The sequence below is a fragment of the Pseudomonas hydrolytica genome (assembly GCF_021495345.1).
GTDB lineage: Bacteria > Pseudomonadota > Gammaproteobacteria > Pseudomonadales > Pseudomonadaceae > Aquipseudomonas > Aquipseudomonas hydrolytica.
The window spans coordinates 3293551-3317091 of the sequence record NZ_CP099397.1 but is presented as its reverse complement, the minus strand read 5'-3'; the positions used below and the strand labels follow the sequence as shown (position 1 = coordinate 3317091).

Here is a 23541-nt window from a genome sequence, read left to right as displayed (position 1 = left end):
ACGCCGCTAAGATGCGCCCGGCCTTTGCGACACCGCTCGCCGGGCTGGGTCCCCTTAGTTCAACGGATAGAATAAGCCCCTCCTAAGGGCTAGATGCTGGTTCGATTCCAGCAGGGGACGCCATCGATTTTTTCTCGGATGCTCCCACATCCTCCCGAATAAGACGGGAACTAAGACAAACCGGCCATTCGAGCCGGTTTTCTTTTGCCTGAATATGTTGGTTCGATATGGGAGCGTACTCCCTACCAGCCTGACAATGCAGGTTAGCCCTTCGAGTCCCAGCCATTCACCTGGCCATCATCTAGGGTGATGCGCAGTCCGTACCGGTTTTTGCCCTGCGGGTAGTATTTCCAGACCTCGCGAGTCTTCGTCTTCAGGTACTTCTGGTCTACAGCGGCGGGGCGACCAATGGAGTCTATTAGCTGATCTTCACTCATTCCCTCCCAGATCGAACCCTTGAGGATCGCTTGCACGGTGGACTCATTGCTGTATTTCTTGCGGAGATAGGCGATCCGTGCAGCGTGCTGGCTTTTTTTGATGAAAACATAGGAAACACCGCCAATGATCAGCGCACCGAGCACGAACGGCCATGCTCCGGCGTCAGTGATCTTCTGGAAAACCAATACCGGTATCCCAACGAAGATGCCCAAGAAAAGAAGGGCACGCTGTTCTTTTGCGGAAATCTTGGCCATTCCGGCTTCCTTGCTGTTGGTTTGTCCGGGAGTCTAAACCAGGAGACAAGTAGCGACCATGGATCAGGCTCTGAGCCGAATCAGACGCCGATCCTGGGGCTTTTCCAAACTGGGCTGTTCAAGATTTTTCGTCGAAGAGCGATGGTCGCGCCCCAGGACTATCTGAGCTGTCCTGAGCTTCCAATTGCGGTATGGGGTATTCGATCTGTTGCTGCTCTTGGTCATCGCGGTAAATCTCCTAAAATTTGAGGAGCTTAGCTTTCAGGCCAGTATGGCGAGGCCATCGTGGCGCACCGTGCGGATATGCGGTGCTCGTGCGGCCTGACCAAAAAGCTACTGGAAGAGTTGGAGCAACTGACGGATCACCGCGACCTGGCAGAGTCATTGGGCGAGATGATGCGCAGCCCGGACGCCTTCGGGAACGACCGGCTGAGCGACCTTTACCACAAGATCATTGCGCTACCGAACCGCACCAAGATCATGCGAGAGCTGGCCGAGACGCTGAAGACACTGATCACCCTAGAGCGCCAGGCCTACAACCTCGACGAGCAGGAGCATGAAGAACCCTACGAGGAACGGTTGCGACGATTGTTGGGGGGATGGCTAAGGCGGCGGTCTCACTGGTAATGAATGGGCGCTGATAACCCTATGGTGCCTAACGATAAGTACAGCGAGCTGCTGAGGAAAAGAACGCCTGAATACTTTCGAACAGTGTGTTTCGGGGCTTGAGGCCGTTGTCGAGGATGGCAAAAGGCTGGCATGATCTGTTCCCATTGAGAACGAAAGGAAGTTGATCAATGGGCCTTCAATGGAATGAGTTCGAGCTACCGGGTAAGAAGCTTCCGCAATGGAAGCGCACCTTTGCCGTAGATCAAGAGACCGGCCAGGTTTTCGTAGCCGCAGCCCTTACTGGCGATGCCGAGTACCTCGTATGGGCCTGCGCATCTAGTGATGGTATGCCCACCTATACCCGAAACGATCACTACTACGTTCCTGCGGAATGGATGGCGAGCGAGTTTTCGCACACCAAGCCTATGTGTGAAGCCATTACGGCTGCCGCCGATAATTAATTTTCTCTTGCAATAACTCTAACTTTTTATTTTGGAGTCTTGTATGGCATTGCTGCAAGAAGAACCGTGGTTCAAGGATAAGATGGATAGGGAGGGCGTGGCTAAGTTCCTGACCAACTATCTGGATACCAACGAAGACTTAAAGGTTCTGAATGTGAATGCCCCCTGGGGGGCAGGTAAAACATTCTTCTTGCAGAACTGGCATGACGCATTACTTCAGGAGCGTGCGGTTATCTACTTCAATGCATGGACGCATGATTATGCAGGTGATGCTTTTGTAGCACTCACCGCAGCAATCAATGATGCGCTTCTCGAGTTCATCCCAACCGGAAAGGCTGAGGAAGCTCTACGTGATTTCAGAAGTAAAGCGACTAGCGTAATTCTGGCTGCTACACCTGCATTGGCCAAGGGGGTTATTAAGAAGTTTACAGGTGTAGACGTTGCAGCAATAACTGAGAAAATTGACTCCGAAGCACTTGCAGATGCTGCTGAAAAAGCCCTGGATAATCTGCTGCAAAGTAATAAAGAAACAATGCAGGTCGTTGAGAATTTCAAGGTTCGATTTGCAGCATTAGCTTTAGAGGCAGCTGCCAATCAAGCTGTTAAGTACGAGACAGAATCACGCCCGCTCTACATCTTCATAGATGAGTTAGATCGATGCAGACCAACTTTTTCCATCGAGCTACTGGAAAGAATTAAGCATTTTTTTGATGTCGAAAATTGCAAGTTCATTATTGCATGCGATGTTGCTCAGCTCAGGCACTCCATAGGTGCGATTTATGGGGTGGGTTTTGAAGGTGATAAATATCTCAAAAGGTTCTTTGATGCTGAGTACTCGCTAAGCTTTGATAACACCGAGAAGTGGTTGCAGGCCCAGGAGTTAAATTTTGGTAGTGTGTCTTTGCCACCTATAAGGCTTCATGATATTCGGCATAGATATTCGGCGAGTGGCGATAGAAACTTTGTTGCTCCTGCCTCAGACGCGGTTCTGGCTGGGCAGTATAACCTGAATGAGCTTCAGGCTATTTTGTATTCCATATCTTCTACTTTCAAGCTAAAGCCGCGTGAGTTGGAGAAATGCCTTAGGCAGCTAAAAGCTATTAGCTCTTCGGTTAAGCCTGCAGCTGTAGAGATTTTTTTCGCTTTCTACCTAATCGTCCTGAGAGATGAGGCACCGCACCTCTACAGAAGGGTTGTTGCGCACAATGATCCTGATGCATGGCAGGAAATATGTAAAACCTATCCCGCCAGATCTTTGTATTATGGAGGTAGCAATGAGGAGGTACATAGTACTGCTAAGCGCTATTTTACATGTCTTCACTCGACGGCAGAGTCTATGCGCGAAATGATTCATGCTGACAATCAGCATAATACACTACACTCTCACGTGATTTGGCTTTTCAATGGTCCTAATTGCATTGCAATGATGAAGCAATATCTGGCGCTGGTGGATCTTTCCCATAGCCTTGAATGACTTTGTATCTTTGCCTTGATTGTGTGTTGATTAGGTGCCTTTGTGAAAAATGCAGTGCTGTTGCTTCTTGTTTACTCGACTGTTGTTACGGTGTTCCTGATCGCATATTTTTTGCCAATTAGGCAGGCGCTCGGTCGTTTGTTTGGAGGGATGAACTTTGCACAGAGATTTATATTGGCCTTTGCGTTTTTTACCATAGTGGCTGTGGTTGGTGTTTTTGTATTGCACTTATGGCTGAAAATCGACGTGACCACCAATCTGGGTCAGGTAGGTGACTTTGTTGGTGGAATACTTAATCCAATACTTAGCTTTCTTGCTCTTATTGCTATTGTTTCTTCGGTATCGCTGCAGGAAAAAGAGCTATCCTCAACAGTCGAGTCACTGCGTGCGCAAGAGTTGATTTTTAAGACTCAAAATTTTGAAAGTTCATTTTTTAATTTGCTTTCTGCGCAGCGTGAGCGGCGTTCAGAGCAAAAAATAGATGTGGATGGAAAAATTGTTAGTTCGTATTCGTATGTTGCTGACCTTATTTATGATGAAAGAAAGAAGATAAATGCTGATGCGATTGGGTGGCGTAAAAGTTTATCTGCGGCAAAGACGGCTCTTGAGGATATGGAAGCTCGCGATAGTAGTATTATGCTTTTAGAGCAATTTTCTATTCTGACTAAAATGATCGAGAATGCGCGCATGAGTGGTGAGCAGGTTAAGTACTATATGACGCTTGCGTATTCGAGCTTAGATGCTAATGAAGCACTTGTTCTTGTTAATTATTCGGTTTATCGTAAGAGGGTTGGGCGCATGTTAAAGCAGAATTTATCTATCGATGTGACGCCATCTTATTTTATTGCGCCTGTACTCTCTGCTTATTATGACTGTGACTAATTGCTTTTGCAGGTAGCGCTGGGTGGTTGGCGCTAAATTATTAGAATATATCAGATACTAAACTATGCTAAGGATTTCCGGGGCGGCACCACCCACGAAAAGGAGTTCGACCATACCCATTCTTCGCTACCTCTGCGTTGCCCTCGCTTCCGCCCTGGTGGCCGCTTATGCGGCCATCTGGCTTGCCGGCCCTGCGCCGCTGGAACGTACCGCCACCACCATTCCGCCACTGCGTTTTGCCCAGGGTGACAATCTGGTCATCTGGGGCGGTTGGCGCGCCGTTGAGGGCGACGCCTACGGCACTACCAACGGTGTTGAGATCATTTGTAACCGCGAGCGCCAGACTTGCCTGGAGGCGCATGCCTCGTTGCTGAACCACACCGAGGGGCAGGATCTGGAGGCGCAGGCATTCGCCTACGAGGTGAGCGCGTGGGATGACCAGCACCTGGTGGCGATCAGCAAGGACGGCATGGGCGAGTGCCTCGATCGCATCCTTAACGTAGACCTGGTGGGCGAGGGCGCCACGCTGGAATGGCGCCCAGGCGAGGGTGACTGCCAGGGGGATATCGGCAAGGCCGTGTTGGTGGGCGACCTGCTTTAGCGAGCGGTTTGCCGGCGAGCGAGGGTTGCCTGGGCGCGGCGGGCGAGCCGGTAGCTGATGAAATCGCTCACTATGAAGCGGCCGAACGCGATGGATGCGGCAAACGCGCTTACTCCAATGATGAAATCGCCGACGTTGAATTGATACACCGAGACGGTGAAATACAACGCGCCAACTACACCTATGGTCATTGCGGCAACGGCACTCCAGATCGCGGCGAATTTCTCGAAGCCGCCGATGACGACCTCGGGCTTATCGCTCCCTTCCGGCACCTCCAGGTGTCGGCATAGGCTGCGAAGCTGCGGCTTAGTCCAATTGCCGTCTTTATCCAGCGCTAACAAGAACTCCATTTTTGATCGGCTGGTGGTGACGCCAGACGCGATGCGGAATGCCTCCAGCTCGATGGACGTTTCCAAGTAATGGGACAAGTCTGGGTTTTTGGCGACGCTGGAGCGCAGAGCCTTTAGTCGCTCAAGAGGCTTACGCACGAAGTGTTTGTCGTGTGCCTCGAAGGCGCTGAGCAGCGGTGCGATCAGCTTGGGGAAGAGAGACAGCACTGTTACGGCTGCAGTGAATAGCGGCGCGTACTGGCTACCGATCAGGGCTTGAGCTTGTTGGAGCAGATCCATTTAAGGGCAACGTCCTTGATAAAAGGTGGCAGTTTGCCCGCTGGGGCGCAGGCTGCCAAGCTGCGGGCTGGCTTGCATATTCCAGAGTGGCGGTAAGGTCTGCGGACAACTGCCAATGACGGAGTATGCAGATGAGTATCGATGTGAACACGGCTGTAGGGGAGCAACTGGCGGAGCGGGTTGCGCAGCCGGATAGGGATTGGGTGACGCCAGAGGAGCGGTTGTTGCTGCGGTTTTACCGCAAGCTCGATGCGGGTGAACAGGCGTTTATGCGCCGGTGTATTGCTCGGCGGCGCCGGGCAGTTGTCTGTGAGTTACTTGGAATGTCGCTGACCCCCTGTAGGGTCGATCTATCGGTTGACAGCTTGCACTCTGAAGCCTTCCACACAGGAGAGCGTCACCATGTCAAGAATCAAAGCCGAGCACGAAGTCCGCCGCCCTGGCGAGCGATACCTCGATGATGTGGCTGGCCCCGTCAGAGTAGGGCGCTACACCCGGAGCGATGAGCTCTGGATCTACTATCGTGGAACCGTGCAGGAGCGGCCATGCGAGATACGCATGGCCGCTATCCGTGATGAGCTTCTAAGCGGAGTGGATAGTCGGGAAGAAGGCGGGTCTTCCTTGGTCACCTTGGTTCGAGAAACTAGGCCGCTGGCGCGGCCGGAGCGGTAATCCATCCGCGACAGCGCGACAACCCAGCAATGGCGCGACCTCTAGCGATTTTTTATCCGCGACACCGGGCACTCTGTCGCGGATAGAAAAACGTCGCAGCCCAGCAGTGACGCGGGTTGTCGCGTTGTCTCGGATAAAACTACCTTCCAGAGCGTTGGCTTTGATGGAGGCTAGATACCCTATATCCCGGGTATGTTTCGAATTATCTCGGCTTTCAGGTAAGTCAGCAGAACACCGAATGACCACGAAGCTGTCGGCTTAAACACGTTCTCTCTGGCTTTGTTCCAGATGGTGTCGTCTTTGATGCTGTCGGCGAAGTCATGACCATTCCAAGTGAGCCGCCAAAGGACGATCATTGCAGGGATACCGCGTTGTAATGGACCAACAGCACCTTCTGCTAGACCGGCCTCAATCAGCAGATTTGCATGGTAATTGAAGGCCTGCTGGTCAACATCGGACAGTTCCTGGCGAGGCGCGGTCTCAACGGCCAGAACAATTTTCCTTATCAGATCCATGTCGCGTTTCATACTTTCCTCGGTTTGTGAGCACCATTCGGGGTTCAACCTAAAGACAGTAGTCGATCCATCCGATGGTGAAATTGCGAGTTAAGCAGAGGTACTTCGGGTTTTAGGGGTACGTTTGGGGGTATGCAATGAATATCGAAACGCTAAATGCTAGACATGGCTTGGTCTTGAGTGGCTATGTTCGATTCCAGCAGGGGACGCCATCCTGATTGCTTTCCTTCGCGTTCAGCGAGCGCTCGTCGCAACGCGCTGTTCCACACGTATTCCTCGATCACCTGCAGCCATGTTGGTCATCCGCTGATGCCACGGCGGCGTGATGCCGTGCGGCCATTTCAATTGTCGGCAGGGCCTCGCCAAATCAAGGCGTCTCGCCATTATTGTAATGAGAACTGTTTGCATGCACGATTGGCGCTCCTTGCCAATGAGCGTGACCTCACATGGAATGTTCTCGACAGTCATTGCCGGCGCCAGGCCGGAGAGGTTCCCGGCGGTCTTTTGCAGCGAATGCGCCTGCCTATGACCACTCTGCTGCGGTCCTTGACCGCAAGGCTTTGCTGGCGGCCTATCAGGCTCAGCGTCATGCATTGCTCAATCTGGCGACGCGAGTTCTGGGATGTCGCAGCAGAGCCGAGGATGTCCTGCAGGATGCCTTTCTCAAGCTGTGGGAGGGCAGCCTCAATCTCTCCCGGGTGGATGCGCCCGAGCGCTACTTGACTCGCCTGGTACGCAACCTGTCCATCGACCACTTGCGGCGCCTGCAGCTGGAGCAGCGCTACGGTGCCGCCGGCGAACTGGCGGATCTGCAGCCTTCGGAAATCTCGCCAGAACAGGCCGTAGGCGGACAGCAGGCCGTGCGCCAGTTGCTCGATGCGCTGGCGGAGCTGACGCCGCGGATGCGCCGGGTTTTCACCCTCAGTCAGCTGGACGGCCTCACCCAGCGCGAGGTGGCGACTCAACTGGGCGCTTCGCCAGCGCTCATCAGCCTGATCCTGCGCGATACCCTGGGGCATTGCCGTGTCCGACTCGACGGGCAGTGCTCGCGCAACTGTCCCCTGGCCAAGAGGTTCTGAATGAAACTGCTGCGTCTGGTTTTCCACGAATATCGCTGGTCCATCGCGCTGGTGCTGGGGCTCAGCCTGGGCAGCGCATTGCTCAGCGTGGCGGTGATTGCCTTCATCAATCAGCGCATGCTTAACCCGGCGAGCAATCCGGGGGTGGCGCTGGGGCAGTTCGTCGCCTTGCTGGCCTTGCTGCTGGTGCTGGCCTCGGCGGCGCAACTGTCGCTGACGGCGCTGGGCCATCGCTTCGTCTATCGCATGCGCCGCGCGTTGGTGAAGCGGGTGCTGGACACCAGCATTGAGCGTCTGGAGATCATTGGTGGCTCCAACATCATTGCGAGTCTTTCCAGCGACATCCGCAATATCACCCTGGCCTTCGTGCATCTGCCCGAACTGATCTACGGCAGCGTGCTGACGCTGGCGGCGTTCGCCTATCTGGCCTGGCTGTCGCCGGGTCTGTTCGTCACCACATTGCTGTGGATGAGCTTCACCCTCGGCGTGGGCTGGCTGCTGGTCGGGCGCCTCAATCATCACCTGCGCATGCTGCGTGAGTCCGAGGATCGTCTGTACGGCGACTACCAGGCGGTGATCGACGGGCGCAAGGAGCTGACCCTAAACCGCGACCGCGCGCAGCGCCTGTACGAGGACGAGTTCGACCTCAGCGCGCGCGCCTATCGCGATCACGTGACCCTGGCCGACCGTTACCACGGCCTGGCCAGCAACTGGGCCAACATCATGGTGCTGGGCACCATCGGCCTGGTGTTCTACCTGGCCAACGGCCTGGGTTGGGCCTCCACGGCGGTGGCCTCGACCTACGCGCTGACCATTCTGTTCATGCGTACACCGCTGGTGTCGGCGGTGGCGGCGATCCCGACGCAGATCGCAGGACGCGTGGCGCTGGACAAGGTCGAGTCGCTGGCGCTGGCGCCTCATGTGGAGACCTTCGAGCATCCAGCCGACCCCTTGAGCGGACAGTGGCAGGTGCTGGAACTGCATGAGGTGGAGTATCGCTATCCGGCACAGGACGGTGAGCCCGGCTTCGACGTGGGGCCGGTCAGTCTGCGCCTTGAGCGCGGCGAGACGGTGTTTCTGGTCGGCGGCAACGGCAGCGGCAAGTCGACTCTGGCACGTCTGCTGACGGGCCTGTACATCCCGCAACGCGGCGAGATCCGTATCGATGGCCGGGTGCTCGGGCCGCAGGAGTGGCCGGCGTACCGTCAGCTGTTCGCATCGGTGTTCACCGACTATCACCTGTTCTCGCAGCTGCTTGGTCCGCGCGGCGTGGCGGCATCGGATGAAGAACTCGAGCACTGGCTGGGCAGTTTGCACATGCGCCACAAGGTGCAGGTGGCGGCGGGGCGCCTGCGGGACACACGTATGTCTGCCGGTCAGCGCAAGCGTCTGGCGCTGCTACTGGCGTTACTCGAAGCGCGCGACATCCTGCTGCTCGACGAATGGGCCGCCGATCAGGATCCGCTGTTCCGTCAGGTGTTCTATCGCGAGCTGCTGCCGCAGTTGAAGGCCGCCGGCAAGACCGTATTCGCCATCAGTCACGACGATCACTACTTCGACCAGGCCGACCGCCTGCTGAAGATGGACGGTGGGCAGCTCCAGGAATTGCAGGGCGAACATCGCGCCCGGGCCAGTCGCAACGCGCTGCTGGAGATCGGTGGCGCTGCCCGTTCCTGAATGCCGATTGCCCTCGCTGCGCCCGCATCATGCGGGCGCAGTCGTTTTGCCGAAGTGATTTCACATTCCGCCGGCAATCGCCCTAAACATTCCTTCCCCTCGTTCGTCAGTGTTAATGAGAATGTTTTCCAGTTCATTCCGGCTGGCGAACCGCCCATTCAGCACGCAGATATCGGGAGGATTTATGGGGCTCGTTTACGACTATATCGGGGTTGGCTTCGGGCCCTCGAACCTGGCTCTGGCCATCGCCACCGAAGAGTTCGCCCAGCGCAGCGGGCGAGAGCCCAACGTCTGTTTTATCGAGCGCAAGCCTGCCTTCAGCTGGCATGAAGGCATGCTGATCGACGGCTCGAGCATGCAGATCTCCTTCCTCAAGGATCTCGCCACGCTGCGCAACCCCGCCAGCCGCTTCACCTTCATCAGCTACCTCAAGGCATGCGGGCGCCTGGAGGATTTCATCAACCTGAAGACCTTCTACCCCAGTCGTGAAGAGTTCAACGACTACCTCGGCTGGGCTGCCGATGCGTTCGCCGGGCAGGTGCATTACGGCGAGGAGGTGACCAGCATCGAGCCGTTCTACAGCGCCGGCACCTGTGCCGGCATCGAGGTGGTTTCGCGCGGTGCGGACGGGCAGAGCACGCGGCGCCGCGCGCGCAACCTGGTGCTGGGCATCGGCGGTGTGGCGCAGATTCCGGCGGCCTTCACCGGCATGACTGACCCGCGCATCGTGCATTCCTCGCGTTATCTGGGCGCGCTCGATGCCATGCTGGGCGATGGCAGTCGTCCGCGCCGTGTCGCCGTGATAGGTGGCGGGCAGAGCGCCGCAGAAATCTTCCATGACCTGGCATGCCGCTTCCCGCAGGTCGAGGCCAGCCTGCTGGTGCGTGGCGGCAGCCTCAAGCCGTCGGACGACAGCCCGTTCGTCAACGAGATCTTCAATGCCGACTTCACCGACCGCATCTTCGCCCAGGATCCCGCGCAGCGCGCACAGATGCTCAGCGAGTACCGCAATACCAACTATTCGGTGGTCGACCTGGAGCTGATCGAGAAGATCTACCACCTGTTCTACCAGCAGAAGGTGCGCGGCCAGCATCCTCACCGCTTGCTCACCCATCGCGAAGTCATGGCTGTGGCCGCCGATGACAGTGGTGTGGAACTGAGCCTGCGCAACACCCTGGGTGGCGATCAGCATCGCGAGCGTTTCGATGCGGTGATCCTCGCCACCGGCTACCGCCGCGACTATCACCGCACCCTGCTGGCGGGCTTCGCCGACTACATCGAGGGCGATGCGGTCGACCGCCAATATCGCCTGCCGCTGCGGGCGGACTGCCAGGCGCAGATCTTCCTGCAAGGTGGCTGCGAGGGCAGTCACGGCCTCAGCGATACCCTGCTGTCGGTGCTGGCCATGCGCTCCGAAGAGTTGGTCGCTTCGATGTTCGTCGAACCCGCTGGTGTACAGGTGCGCGATTCGCTGCGTCTGGCCGCGGCTTCGCTCAGCTGATCGACAGACGCAGTTTTCCTTCTTTTGCGAGCGGTCGGCAGCCACTGCCGGGCCGCTGTGCAGGCACGAGTTTTCACGGGTGACGAGATGAGATCGATGGTGGATCAGGCGCAGCACTTTGCCGACATTCTGGATTATCACGCCGAGCGCGTGCCGGGCCGTGTGGCCATCCGGCATATCGTGGCGGATCAGGGCGAGCCGCTGCTGACGACCTATGCCGAGCTGCGCGAGCAGGCACTGGCCGTGGCTGGCCTGCTGCAGCGTCTGGGCTGTCAGGCCGGCGAGCGTTGCGTGCTGATGCTGCCCAGCGGCGCTGACTATGCCGCTGCCTTCTTCGGTTGCCTGTACGCCGGCGTGATCGCGGTGCCGGCCTTCCCGCCGGAGAACAACCGGCAGATGCACATCGAGCGCCTCACCGGCATTCTGCTCGATGCGCAGCCCATGGTGGTGCTGGCGCCGCACGAGGTGATCCGGCGTTGCCAGGCGGACCTGCAGCCGCTGCTCGCACCCGGGGCGCAGATGATCGCCATCGAGGATGTCGAAGCCCACGACCGTGCCGGCTACCAGCCACGGCTGATCAGCAGCGCTGCGCTGGCCTTCCTGCAATACACCTCGGGTTCCACCCGTGCGCCCAAGGGGGTGATGGTCAGCCACGCCAACCTGCTGGCCAACGAGCGCAGCATGAGCCGCGGCTTCAGCGCCAGCCGCGAGGAGTCCTGGGTCAGCTGGCTGCCGCTGTATCACGACATGGGGCTGATGGCCGGGCTGCTGCTGCCGATCCTGCACGGCGGCACCCTGACGCTGATGGCGCCGAACTTCTTCCTCGCCAGACCGGCGCGCTGGTTGCAGGCCATCAGCCAATACGGCGGCACCTTCTCCGGCGGGCCGGATTTCGCCTATCGCCTGTGCGCCGAGCGCGTGCCGCAGAGCAGCCTGGAGGCGCTCGATCTGAGCAGCTGGCGCCTGGCGTTTTCCGGCTCCGAGCCGATCCGCCTGGATACCCTGCAGGCCTTCGGTCAGCGCTTCGCGGCGGCGGGCTTCAGTGCCGAGGCGCTGGCGCCGAGCTATGGCCTGGCCGAGGCGACGCTGTATGTGTGCGTCGATGCTGCCGAGCGCGAGCCGCAGGTGGAGACGTTCGCCAGTACCACAGCGGGCCAGGCGGACAGCCGTTTGCCGGCCTGTGGCTGGAGCGATGCCGAGCACCCGCTGCGCATCGTCGAGCCGCAGACGCTTCAGGTGCTGGGGGACGATCAGGTCGGCGAGATCTGGATCGCCGGGCCAAGCATCGCCCAGGGCTACTGGCGTAACCCCGAAGCGACCGCCAAGGCCTTCGTCGAACGTGATGGCCAGCGCTGGCTGCGCACCGGCGATCTGGGCGTGGTACGCGAGCGTCAGCTGTTCATCGCCGGGCGCCTGAAGGACCTGATCATCCTCAATGGCCAGAACCATTACCCGCAGGACATCGAGCAGGCGCTGGAGCAGGACATCGAGCTGCTGCGCCAGGGGCGTATCGCCGCATTCGCCGTCACCGACGAACAGGGAATCGAGGGCGTCGGCCTGGCGCTGGAGATCAGCCGCAACGTGCGCAAGCTGATCAGCGCCGAGATGATCTGCCAGCGCATCGCCGACGGCATGGGCGAGCGCTTCCAGCTGGCGCCGCAGCTGATCCTGCTGCTCGAGCCGGGTACCTTGCCGCGCACCACCAGCGGCAAGCTGCAGCGCTCGGCCTGCCGCAGCGGCTGGCAGAACGGCAGCCTGGCCACCTTCGCGCAGTGGTACAAGGGGCGCCTGCAGGACGCCGAGGCGGCGAGTCCAGTGCCGCAAGCCAGCACCGTGCTGCCGCAGGTGCTGCAGGCCTGGCAGGAGGTGCTGGGCTGCGCGGAGCTGGGGCAGGGCGACCACTTCTTCGCGCGTGGCGGCGACTCGGTGGGCGTGATGCAGGTGCTGGCGCGTCTCAACGCCGAGATGGGGCTGGAGCTGCAGGCCGAGAGCCTGTTCGAACGCCCGCGCCTGGGGGATTTCAGTGCCTGGGTCGCGGCGCAGCCGCGCACGGCCCGGCAGGTGCCACCCCCGCAGGCCGAGGTGCGTGACGCGCAGTGCGCGCAATCCTATGCGCAGCAGCGCCTGTGGTTTCTCGAGCGTCTGCAGGGTGACGCCAGCGCCTACCGGCTGGGCGGTGAGCTGCGGTTTCAGGGCCAGCTCGACGAGACGGCGCTGCAGCGCAGCTTCGATGATCTGATCAGTCGCCACGAGAGCCTGCGCACGCGCTTCGCCGCTGGCGAAGAGGACGGCGTGCCACTGCAGCGCATCGATCCGCCCTTTACGGTCGACCTGGCGCATTTCGATCTGCGCGGCGAGGCAGATGCCGAGGCGGCACTGGCGCGCCTGCGCGAGGAACGGATGAACCTGCCGCTGGATCTGCAGCAAGGGCCGTTGTGGCATCTCGCTCTGGTGCGGGTGAGCGAGGACGATCAGCGTCTGCTGCTGGTGATGCACCACATCATCTGCGATGGCTGGTCGATTCAGGTACTGATCCGCGAGTTCGCCGAGCTTTATGGTGCCCATATCCTTGGCCAGGCACCGAACCTGCCGGCACTGCCGGTGCAGTACGCCGACTACGCCATCTGGCAGCGGCGCTGGCTGCAGGCGGGCGAGGGCGCGCGTCAGCTGGATTACTGGAAGCAGCAGCTGGGTGATGAGCAGCCGTTGCTGCAACTGCCCGCCGACCACCCGCGCCCGGCGCGGCAGAGCCACCGCGGCGCGCGCCACGCCATTCGTCTCGATGAGGCGCTGAGCCAGCGTCTACGCGCGCACGCTGCCGATCAGGGCGTCACCTTGTTCATGCTGCTGCTGGCCGCCTTCAAGGTGCAGCTGCAGCGCTACAGTGGCCAGCGCGATATCCGTGTCGGCGTGCCCAGTGCTGGGCGCGTGTGCCGGGAAACCGAAGCGCTGATCGGCTTTTTCGTCAACACCCAGGTGCTGCGCAGCGAGTTCGGCGGCGAGCACCGCTTCGCCGATGTGGTGGCGCAGGTGCGGGCAGCGGCCCTCGGCGCGCAGGATCACCAGTTGCTGCCGTTCGAGCAACTGGTCGACGCGCTGGCGCCGCAGCGCAGCCTGAGCCACAACCCGCTGTTTCAGGTGAAGTTCACCCAGCAGTTCGCCCTGGCCCAAGATCTGGCGCTGCCTGGCGTGACCCTCAGCGCGAGTCAGCTGGACGAGCAGGCTGCGCACTTCGATCTGGGGCTGGATATCACCGACCTGCCCGAGGGCATCGAGGCCGCCTTCACCTATGCGCAGGATCTGTTCGAAGCGCCGCGCATCGCTGGTTTCGCCGCCGATTTCGAACATCTGCTGGAGCAATTGCTGGCGCAGCCGCAGGCGCCACTGGCCAGCCTGCAACTCGCGGCGCAGCCGGCGCAGGTCGCGGGCGTCGAGCGCAAGTTCGCCGCTGCGACGGTGCTCGGTCTGTGGCAGCCGCAGGTGCACGGCGAGGCCGTGGCATTGATGCACGACGGCGTGCCCTACCGCTTCGCCGCGCTGGAAGCCCAGGCCAATCAACTGGCGCAGCACCTGCTTGCCCTGGGCGTGGCAGCGGAGCAGCGGGTCGGCCTGTGCCTGCAGCGTTCACCGTCTTTTGTTATCGGGCTGCTGGCCGTGCTCAAGGTCGGCGCCGCCTTCGTGCCGCTCGATCCGGCCTGGCCGGCGCAGCGTCAGGCGTTCGTCCTGGCCGACAGTGCCTGTGTGGTATTGCTCTGTGAGTCCGCGTCGGTGCAAGGCTTCAATGGCCCGCAGCTGGACTTCAGCGCCGATGCGCCGTGGCGTCAGCAGACCAGCGCTGCGCCGAGCGTGCCGGTGCACCCGCAGCAGGCGGCCTATCTGATCTACACCTCCGGCACCACCGGCCAGCCCAAGGGGGCGGTGATCAGTCATGCGGCCCTGGCCGACTACGTGCAGGGCCTGCTGGAACAACTGGCCCTGGCGCCCGAGACGAGCATGGCGATGGTGTCCACCGTTGCGGCCGACCTGGGCCATACCGTGCTGTTCGGCGCGCTGTTGTCCGGACGTACCCTGCACCTGCTGAGCGCGGAAACCGTGGCCGATGCCGATAGCCTGGCGGACTACCTGAGCACGCAGCAGGTCGGCATCCTCAAGATCGTGCCGACTCACCTGGCCGGCCTGCTGCAGGCCGGCGCAGGTGAGCGGGCGATACCTGGGCATGCCCTGATCTTCGGCGGCGAGGCGCTGCCGGTCGAGCTGGTGAAGGAGGTCAAGCGCCTGCGTCCGCAGTGCCGGGTGATCAACCACTACGGCCCCAGTGAGACCACGGTCGGTGTGCTGACTCACGAGGTCACGGACGCCGAGCTGGCAGCGTTGAGCGGCGTGGTGCCGATTGGCCGGCCTTTGCCCAACGTCCGCGCCCTGATACTGGATGCAGCGCTGACGCCGCTGCCGCAAGGTGCGGTTGGCGAGCTGTACCTGGGCGGGCCTGGCCTGGCGCGCGGCTATCTCGATCGTCCGGGGCTGACGGCGGCGAGCTTTCTGCCCGATCCCTTCGCCAAGGGTGAGCGTCTGTATCGCACCGGCGACCGCGCGCGCCTGTTGGCCGACGGGCGTATCGAATTTCTCGGGCGTGGTGACGATCAGGTCAAGGTGCGCGGCTACCGTGTCGCTCTTGGCGAGATCGTGGCGCAGCTGCGCGGCCTGGCGGGCGTCGCCGATGCCCATGTGCAACTGGACGAACGCGGCCAGTTGCTCGCCTATGTGGTTGCGCAGGACTCTTCTCTCGATCCCGCGCAGGTGCAGGCGCAACTGGCCGAGCGTCTACCTGACTATATGCTGCCGAGCCATGTGCTGCTGCTCGAACGCTTCCCGCTGACCGCCAATGGCAAGCTCGACCGTCACGCGCTGCCGCAGCCGCAGGCGGCAGAGCAGGGCTTCGAGGCGCCGCACGAGGGCGTCGAAGCGCAGCTGTCAGCACTCTGGCAGCAGGTGCTGAAGGTTGAGCGCGTCGGCCGTCACGACAACTTCTTCGCCCTTGGCGGCGACTCCATCCTCAGTCTGCAGATCATCGCCCGGGCGCGACGCCAGGGTATTCGCCTGACGCCCAAGCAGCTGTTCGAGAAGCAGAGCATCGCCGAACTGGCGCAGGTCGCCGTCGTGGCAGAGACGCCGGCGGCACCTGCAAATGCCAGCGCAGAGGTGACGCACGCCTTTGCCCTGACACCGATTCAGGCGCGGTTTTTCGCCCAGCCTCCGGCGCGCATCGGCCACTGGAACCAGTCCTTGCTGCTGGCAGCGGACGAACCGCTCGACGCCCGTGCACTGGAGCAGGCGCTGCAGGCCGTGGTGCGTCATCACGCCAGCCTGCGCCTGAGTTTCCAGCAGGATGCGCAGGGCAACTGGCAGCAGCGCTATCGTGACGTGCAGCCGACGCAGGAGCTTTTGTGGGTATGCCAGGTGGCCGCCAACGAAGACCTGCCGGCGCTGTGCGACGAAGCCCAGCGCAGCCTGGATATCGAGCATGGCCCGCTGCTGCGCGCGGTATTGGCGCAGTTGCCGGACGGGCGTAATCGACTGCTACTGGCCGTCCACCACCTGGCGGTCGATGGCGTGTCCTGGCGCGTGCTGCTCGAGGATCTGCAGCAGGCCTACGCGCAGCGACTGGCCGGACAGGCGATCAGCCTCGCCACCGTTGCGACCAGCTTCCAGCAGTGGTCGGTGCATCTGCAGGCCCTGGCCGGCAGCCCGCAGCTGGCGACGCAACTGGCGTATTGGCAGGGTTTCAGCGCCGCCGAAGCCTGCCTGCCCTGCGAACGGCCCGAAGGCAGCGCCAAGGTCGCCGATGCCGGCCAATTGCAGCTGCAGCTCGATGTTGCCACCACTGCGCGCCTGCTCGGCGAAGTGCCGGCGGCCTACCGCACCCAGATCAACGACGTGCTGCTGGCGGCGCTGGCCCAGGCCTTGTGGCAGTGGAGTGGGCGCCAGCGTACGGTGATCAGCCTGGAGGGTCATGGTCGCGAGGACGATCAGCTCGACCTGAGCCGCACGCTGGGCTGGTTCACCAGTCTGTACCCCGTGGCGCTGCAGGCTGGCGATGACCTCGGCGCGACCCTCAAGCAGGTCAAGGAAGGGCTGCGTCAGGTGCCGGACAAGGGCATCGGCTACGGCGTGCTCAAGTACCTGGCCAAGGCTCCGCTGGAGGAGCTGACGGGCCAGGGGCTGACCTTCAACTACCTGGGCCGTTTCGATGACCAGGCCGGTGCACGCTGGCGTCTGGCTGACGAAGCGAGCGGCGCGCCACGCGACGGCAGCGGCCCGCTGGCGAATGCCCTGGCCATCGACGGTCAGGTGCGTGGCGGTTGCCTGCAACTGATGCTGACCTACAGCCGCGCGCGCTTCGAGACGAGCACAGTCGAGCGGCTGCTGGATCTGTACGAGCAGGCGCTGCGGCAGTTGATCGAGCATTGCTGCGCACCCGGAGCCGGTGGCCTGACACCTTCCGATTTCCCTCTGGCAACGCTCGGCCAGGCGCAATTCGACGCCTTGCCTTATGCGCCGCAGCAGATCGAGGATCTGTTCCCGCTGGCGCCGATGCAGCAGGGCATCCTCCTGCACAGCCAGCTGGAGCAGGGCAGCGGCATCTACCTGATGCAGGACCAGTACGCCGTGGCCAGTGCGCTGGATGTGGAGGCCTTCACCCATGCCTGGCAGCAGGTGGTGCAGCGTCACCCGGCGCTGCGCACGGCCTTCTGCAACCTGGAAGGGACGCCGCATCAGCTGGTGCTGCGCCAGGTGCCGTCGCCCGTGCAGTTCCTCGATTTCAGCGAGCTACCGCGCGATGAAGCCGAGGCCAGGTTGCAGGCGATCCTGCGCGAGGAGCGTCAGCGCGGCTTCGATTTCACCCAGGCGCCTTTGCTGCGCCTGCGCCTGGTGAAGTTCGCCGACGCCGATCTGCGCATCGTGCAGAGCCATCACCATGTCCTGATCGACGCCTGGTGCCGCGGCCTGATGCTGGCCGAGTTCTTCGCCCAGTACCGCGCTCGGCTGCTTGGGCGCAGCCTGCAACTGCCGCCGGCGCGACCCTATCGCGACTTCATCGCCTGGCTCGCACGCCAGGACGAGGCGGCCAGTCGTCGCTACTGGCGAGACGAGCTGGCCGGCTTCGACACGGTCACGCCACTGCCTTATCGCCGCCAGCAGGGCGAGGCGGGCATGCGCGATGTCAGCCTCGCGCTCGATGCCGAGCAGACCCGCGCGCTGGCCGAGCAGGCGCGGCGTCATCAGCTGACCGTCAACACCTTCGTCCAGGCCGCCTGGGCGCTGCTGCTGATGCGCTACAGCGGGCGCGACGACGTGCTGTTCGGCGTCACCGTGGCCGGGCGCCCGACTGAGCTTGAGGGCATCGAAGAGGCGCTGGGGCTTTTCATCAATACCTTGCCGCTGCGCGTCCGAGTGCCGGGCGCGGGCGCGACCGGGCTGCAATTGCTGCAAGCGCTGCAGGCGCAGAATGCCGGCATGCGTCAGCATGAGCAGTTATCCCTGGCCGAGGTGCAGAACCTCGCCGACACCCCGCGCGGCCAGCCGCTGTTCGACAGCCTGTTCGTGTTCGAGAACGTGCCGCTCGGTGGCGAGGTGCAGGAGGCCGTCGAAACCTACCGCATCACGCCGTTGGCCAACCGCACCCACACCAACTATCCGTTGACCGTAGTGCTGCTGCCGGGTGCCAGTCTGACCCTGCAACTGAGCTTCGATACCCAGCAGTTCGCCGTGGTCGACATGCAGGTAGTGGTCGGGCATTTCCGTCGTCTGCTGCTGCAGCTGAGCGAGGCGCCGCAGCGTCCCTTGAGCGAGCTGCGCCTGCTCGATGACAGCGAGCGCGAATCCCTGTGCCAGCTGGGCCAGGGCGAGATGCAGCCGCAATGGTATGCGCAGAGTTACCTGGCGCGCTTCGAGGCGCAGGTCGAGCAGCAGGGCGCACGTACCGTCGCCCGCTGCCAGGGGCAGACGCTGTCTTATTTTGAACTCAACGAGCGGGCCAACCGTATCGGTCATGGCCTGATCGAGTGCGGCGTGCGGTTCGATGATGTGGTGGCGCTGTATGCACCCCGTGGTATGCCACTGCTGAGCCTGATCATCGGCGCCTTCAAGGCCGGTGCTGCCTACCTGGCGCTGGACGAGCGCCATCCGCCGGCGCGCAGCGCGCGCATGTTGGCCAGCAGCGCTGCGCCGGTGCTGATCACCCTGCGCGAGCAACTGGCGCAGGTTCAGGCGATGCTCGCCGAACTGCCGCAGCCGCCACGCGTGCTGGTCTATGAAGACATGCTGGAGCACGGCCGCCGCGACAATCCCGGGCGCTACGCCGGCCCCGAGCACCTGGCCTACCTGATCTACACCTCCGGGTCCACTGGCGAGCCCAAGGGGGTGATGGTCAACCAGCGCGGCATGCTCAACAACCAGTTGGCCAAGGTGCCTTACCTGCAACTCGGCGAAGCGGACGTGATCGCCCAGACCGCCGCCACCGGCTTCGATATCTCGGTCTGGCAACTGCTCACCGCGCCGCTGTTCGGTGGCGCGCTGGAGATCATCCCCGATGCCATCACCCATGATCCGCAGGCGCTGCTGGCGTGCGTCGCAGCCACCGGGGTGAGCGTGCTGGAGGCGGTGCCGGCGGTGATCGACGGCATGCTCGAAGCGTCGGCCGTGGCGCTGCCGGCACTGCGCTGGCTGTTGCCCACCGGCGAGGCGCTGAGTCATGAGCTGGCCACGCGCTGGTTCGCCCGCTACCCGCAGGTGCCGATGATCAACGCCTACGGTCCGGCCGAATGCGCCGATGACGTGGCGCTGTACCGCCTGGATGCGGCGCCGCCACGGCGACAGCCCATCGCCATTGGCCAGCCGACCGACAACAACGGTCTGTACGTGCTGAGCGGCGACCTCGAGTTGTTGCCCAGCGGTGTGGTCGGCGAGCTGTATATCGGTGGCACCGGTGTGGGCCGTGGCTATGCCGCGCGCCCGGGGCTGACGGCCGAACGCTTCGTGCCCGACCCTTTCGGCGCACCGGGCGAGCGCCTGTACCGCAGTGGCGACCTGGCGCGCTGGAATGCCGAGGGACAGCTCGAATACGTCGGCCGGGTGGACTTCCAGGTGAAGATCCGTGGCCAACGCATCGAGCTGGGCGAGATCGAAGCCTGCCTGCTGGCCAGCGCGCCCTTGCGCCAGGCCGTGGTGGTTGCCCACGAAGGGGCAGCCGGTACGCAGCTGATCGCCTATGGCGTGGCCGAGGCCGGCCAGCAGGTCGAGGTGCAGGCGCTGCGCGAGGCCCTGGCTGCGCAGTTGCCAGCCTTCATGGTACCGGCGCAGATCATCCTGTTGCCGCGCCTGCCGCTCAACGCCAACGGCAAGCTGGATCGCCGCGCACTGCCGGCGCCACAGGCGCAGGTGCGCAGCGTCGAGGCGCCACAGGGCGAGCTGGAACAGCATCTGGCGCAGCTCTGGCGCGACCTGCTCAAGGTGGAGCAGGTCGGCCGTCACGACCACTTCTTCGAACTCGGCGGCCACTCGCTGCTGGCCACCCGCCTGCTGGCCCTTATCCGCGAAACGCGCGGCGTTACGGTGCCGCTGGCGCAGGCCTTCGAGGCCACCACCGTGGCCAGCATGGCCAGCCTGATCTGCAGCCTGGAAAGCCAGGCCCTCAACGATGAACGCCTGGACGCGCTCGACGACCTGATGAGCGCTCTGGAGGAAATTCAGTGAATCTGTTGCATGACAAAGCCCTGCTGCTGTCGCGTCGCTTTCTCGGCCTGGGGCCGCAGCAGCGCCGCGCCTTCCTCGACAAGCTGCGCGAGCAGGGGCTCGACGCCTCGGCACTGCCGATTCCGCCGGGAGCGGCCGATGCCGAGGGCAGTGTGCTGTCCTACGCGCAGCAGCGCCTGTGGTTCCTCGAACAGCTGCAGCCGGGCAACAGCGCCTATCACCTGCCGGGCGCCCTGCAGTTGCAGGGGCCATTGGACGAGGCTGCCTTGCTGGGCGCCTTCAGCGATCTGGCGCAACGTCATGCGAGCCTGCGCACGCGCTTCTTCGCCGATGCCGACGGCAACCCGCGCCAGTGCGTCGACGCGGCGCCGGCACTGACCCTGGAACCGCTGCAGGGCGATGACTTTGCCGCCCTGACGCGTGAGTTCGCCCAGCGCCCGTTCGACCTCGAACAGGCGCCGCTGTGGCGCATCGGCCTGCTGCGCCAGGACGAGCAGCGGCATGTGCTGCTGGTCTGTCTGCACCACATCATCGCCGACGGCTGGTCGATCCAGCTGTTGTTGACCGAGCTGGCGCAGTTCTATCGCGTGCGCGTGCAGGGCGAGCCTGCCGCACTCGCCGAGCTGCCGCTGAGCTACGCCGACCACGCCCTGTGGCAGCGCGCCTGCCTGGATGCCGGCGAAGGCGAGCGGCAGCTGGCCTACTGGCGTGAGCAACTGGGCGACGAGCAGCCGTTGCTGGAGCTGCCTTGCGATCATTCGCGCCCGGCGCAGCAGAGCTTTCGTGGCGCGCGTCTGGCCTTTCGCGTGGAGCCCGCGCTTGCCGCCCGCGTGCGCGAGCTGGCGCGGCAACAGGGCTGCACGCCGTTCACCGTGCTGTTGGCGGCCTACAAGGTGTTGCTGCACCGCCTGAGCGGCCAGCGCGACCTGCGTGTCGGCGTGCCCATTGCCGGGCGTATGCAGAGCGAAAGCCAGGGGCTGATCGGCTTCTTCGTCAATACCCAGGTGCTGCGCAGCGAGCTGAGCGGTGAGCAGAGTTTCGAGCAACTGCTGGCGCAGGTGCTGCGCACGGCGCAGGGTGCCCAGGCGAATCAGGCGCTGCCCTTCGAGCAACTGGTCGAGGCGTTGCAGCCCGAGCGCAGTCTCAGCCACAACCCGCTGTTCCAGGTGCTGTACAACCACCAGCAGCGCCCGCAGGACAGCCTGCAACTGACGTCCGGCCTGCGTGCCGAGCTGATCGGCCTGGACAGCGGCAGCGCGCAGTTCGACCTGGCCCTGCACACCTGGGAAGGCCCGGGTGAGGAGCTGGCCGGCAACTGGAACTACGCCCTGGATCTGTTCGAAACAGCCACGGTGGAGCGTCTGCATCAGCGTTTCATTCGCCTGCTGGAGCAATTGCTGGAACAGCCGCAACTGGCCATCGGCGAGCACCGCCTGGACGATGATCAGGATCGCCTGGCCCTGACCAGCTTCAACGCCACTCGCGTGGATTACGGTGCGGTGGAGCCGGTGCATCGTCAGTTCGAACGTCGCGTACAGGTGCAGCCGCAGGCCATCGCCCTGGTGTTCGGCGACCAGCGTCTGAGCTACGCCGAGCTGGACCTGCGCGCCAACCAACTGGCCCACCATTTGCAAAAGCTTGGCGTAACTCGCGACAGCCTGGTGGGCGTGGCGGCGCTGCGTTCGGTGGAGATGGTGGTGGCGCTGTACGCCATCCTCAAGGCGGGCAGCGCCTACGTGCCGATGGACCCGGAATATCCGGCCGAGCGTCTGCGCTACATGCTCGAAGACTCTGGCGTCAGCCTGCTGCTGAGCCACGATGCGGTGATCGACAGCCTGCCGCAGGTGAGCAGCGTGCAGGTGCTCAACCTCAATCATCTGGATCTTTCTCAAGAGCCGCAGACCGCGCCCGAGGTAGCGATTCACCCCGAGCAACTGGCCTACCTGATCTACACCTCCGGCTCCACCGGCAAGCCCAAAGGGGCCGGCAACAGCCATGCGGCGCTGTACAACCGCCTGGCCTGGATGCAGGAGGCTTACCAGCTCACGGCGGATGATCGGGTGCTGCAGAAGACCCCGTTCAGTTTCGACGTGTCGGTGTGGGAATTCTTCTGGCCGCTGATCACGGGCGCGCGTCTGGTGGTGGCGCAGCCGGGCGATCACCGCGACCCGGCCAAGCTGGTCGAGCTGATCGCGCGCGAGAGCATCAGCACCTTGCACTTCGTGCCTTCGATGCTGGCGGCCTTTGTCGGCCATGGTGACTTGCACGGCTGCGAGAGCCTGCGACGTATCGTCTGCAGCGGCGAAGCGCTGCCGGCAGAGCTGGCCAGCAGCACGCGGCAACTGCTGCCGCAGGCCGAGCTGTACAACCTGTATGGCCCGACCGAGGCGGCCATCGACGTGACCCACTGGCGCTGCAGCGGCCAGGAACGGCGCAGCGTGCCGATTGGTCGACCAATCGCCAACCTGCAGATCCATATCCTCGACGAACGCCTCAACCCGCAGCCAATCGGCGTGGCGGGGGAGCTGTATATCGGCGGCATCGGCCTGGCACGGGGTTACCACCGTCGTCCGGGACTGACCGCCGAGCGTTTCGTCGCCAGCCCCTTCGGCGATTGCCAGCGCCTATATCGCAGTGGTGATCTGGCGCGCTGGACCGAAGAGGGCGTGCTGGAATACCTCGGCCGTATCGACCATCAGGTGAAGCTGCGCGGCCTGCGTATCGAACTGGGCGAGATCGAAGCGGCGCTGCTGGAACATCCGGCGCTGCGTGAGGCGGTGGTGCTGGTGCGCGATCAACAGCTGGTGGCCTATGTGGTCGGTGGCGATTACGACGAAGTCGAGCTACGGGCGCGTCTGAAACAGCGCCTGCCCGAGTTCATGCTGCCGAGCCATGTAATGCAGCTCGAGTGCCTGCCGCTGTCGCCCAATGGCAAACTGGAGCGCAAGGCGTTGCCGGAGCCGCAGCGCGTTCAGCGTGACTACCAGGCGCCGCGC

The 23541-nt window shown here is 62.5% G+C and carries 13 protein-coding genes and 1 tRNA gene (1 of these 14 only partly in view); 11 read left to right on the top strand and 3 right to left on the bottom strand.

Going from position 1 to position 23541, the window contains the following annotated elements; genetic code table 11:
• Positions 1-48: 48 nt before the first annotated feature.
• A tRNA-Arg gene (locus L1F06_RS15320) sits at positions 49-123 on the top strand.
• Positions 124-263: 140 nt separating this feature from the next.
• Here L1F06_RS15320 and L1F06_RS15315 read toward each other — a convergent pair.
• Positions 264-692 (bottom strand): hypothetical protein, encoded by a 429-nt coding sequence (locus L1F06_RS15315; protein WP_244157971.1) that lies wholly within the window; start codon positions 690-692, stop codon positions 264-266.
• A gap of 285 nt (positions 693-977) precedes the next feature.
• Between L1F06_RS15315 and L1F06_RS15310 the strand changes: the two genes are divergently transcribed.
• The 5 genes from L1F06_RS15310 to L1F06_RS15290 all read left to right on the top strand — a co-directional run bounded on the left by L1F06_RS15310 (position 978) and on the right by L1F06_RS15290 (position 4719).
• On the top strand, positions 978-1319 hold the full coding sequence (locus L1F06_RS15310; protein WP_090432724.1) for a hypothetical protein: 342 nt from the start codon (positions 978-980) through the stop codon (positions 1317-1319).
• Positions 1320-1489: 170 nt separating this feature from the next.
• Positions 1490-1762, top strand: a complete 273-nt coding sequence (locus L1F06_RS15305; protein WP_090432722.1) for a hypothetical protein — start codon at positions 1490-1492, stop codon at positions 1760-1762.
• Positions 1763-1805: 43 nt separating this feature from the next.
• Entirely contained in the window at positions 1806-3236 is a 1431-nt protein-coding gene (locus L1F06_RS15300) for a KAP family P-loop NTPase fold protein (protein ID WP_090432720.1), read from the top strand.
• 42 nt (positions 3237-3278) lie between these two features.
• The gene (locus tag L1F06_RS15295; protein WP_129482159.1) at positions 3279-4118 is read left to right on the top strand and encodes a hypothetical protein; all 840 of its coding nucleotides are present in this window, start codon (positions 3279-3281) and stop codon (positions 4116-4118) included.
• Positions 4119-4275: 157 nt separating this feature from the next.
• The gene (locus L1F06_RS15290) at positions 4276-4719 is read left to right on the top strand and encodes a hypothetical protein (protein ID WP_252576659.1); all 444 of its coding nucleotides are present in this window, start codon (positions 4276-4278) and stop codon (positions 4717-4719) included.
• On the opposite strand, the gene L1F06_RS15285 is transcribed toward L1F06_RS15290, so the two are convergent.
• Positions 4716-5348, bottom strand: a complete 633-nt coding sequence (locus tag L1F06_RS15285) for a hypothetical protein (protein ID WP_090432715.1) — start codon at positions 5346-5348, stop codon at positions 4716-4718. The genes L1F06_RS15290 and L1F06_RS15285 overlap by 4 nt on opposite strands.
• Positions 5349-6199: 851 nt before the next feature.
• A complete protein-coding gene (locus L1F06_RS15280) occupies positions 6200-6547 on the bottom strand; it encodes a DUF2513 domain-containing protein (RefSeq protein WP_090432711.1) in 348 nt (115 codons plus the stop codon).
• A gap of 548 nt (positions 6548-7095) precedes the next feature.
• On the opposite strand from L1F06_RS15280, the gene L1F06_RS15275 reads away from it, so the two are divergent.
• The 5 genes from L1F06_RS15275 to L1F06_RS15255 form a co-directional block, all read left to right on the top strand.
• Positions 7096-7614, top strand: coding sequence for a sigma-70 family RNA polymerase sigma factor (locus L1F06_RS15275; protein WP_230089971.1), 519 nt, complete (start codon positions 7096-7098; stop codon positions 7612-7614).
• Complete coding sequence (locus L1F06_RS15270) at positions 7615-9291, top strand: multidrug ABC transporter permease/ATP-binding protein (RefSeq protein ID WP_129482162.1); 1677 nt, start codon at positions 7615-7617, stop codon at positions 9289-9291.
• Between the two features lie 184 nt (positions 9292-9475).
• Positions 9476-10792 carry a lysine N(6)-hydroxylase/L-ornithine N(5)-oxygenase family protein gene (locus L1F06_RS15265; protein WP_129482163.1) on the top strand — a complete coding sequence of 439 codons (1317 nt, stop codon included), beginning with the start codon at positions 9476-9478 and terminating at the stop codon, positions 10790-10792.
• A gap of 96 nt (positions 10793-10888) precedes the next feature.
• Positions 10889-20545, top strand: a complete 9657-nt coding sequence (locus L1F06_RS15260; RefSeq protein WP_129482287.1) for a non-ribosomal peptide synthetase — start codon at positions 10889-10891, stop codon at positions 20543-20545.
• On the top strand, positions 20542-23541 hold the beginning of the coding sequence (locus tag L1F06_RS15255; RefSeq protein ID WP_129482164.1) for a non-ribosomal peptide synthase/polyketide synthase. Its footprint extends 12987 nt past the window's final position; only the first 3000 of its 15987 coding nucleotides appear in the window; it begins with the start codon at positions 20542-20544; its stop codon lies beyond the right edge, outside the window. Before L1F06_RS15260 ends, L1F06_RS15255 begins: the two co-directional genes overlap by 4 nt.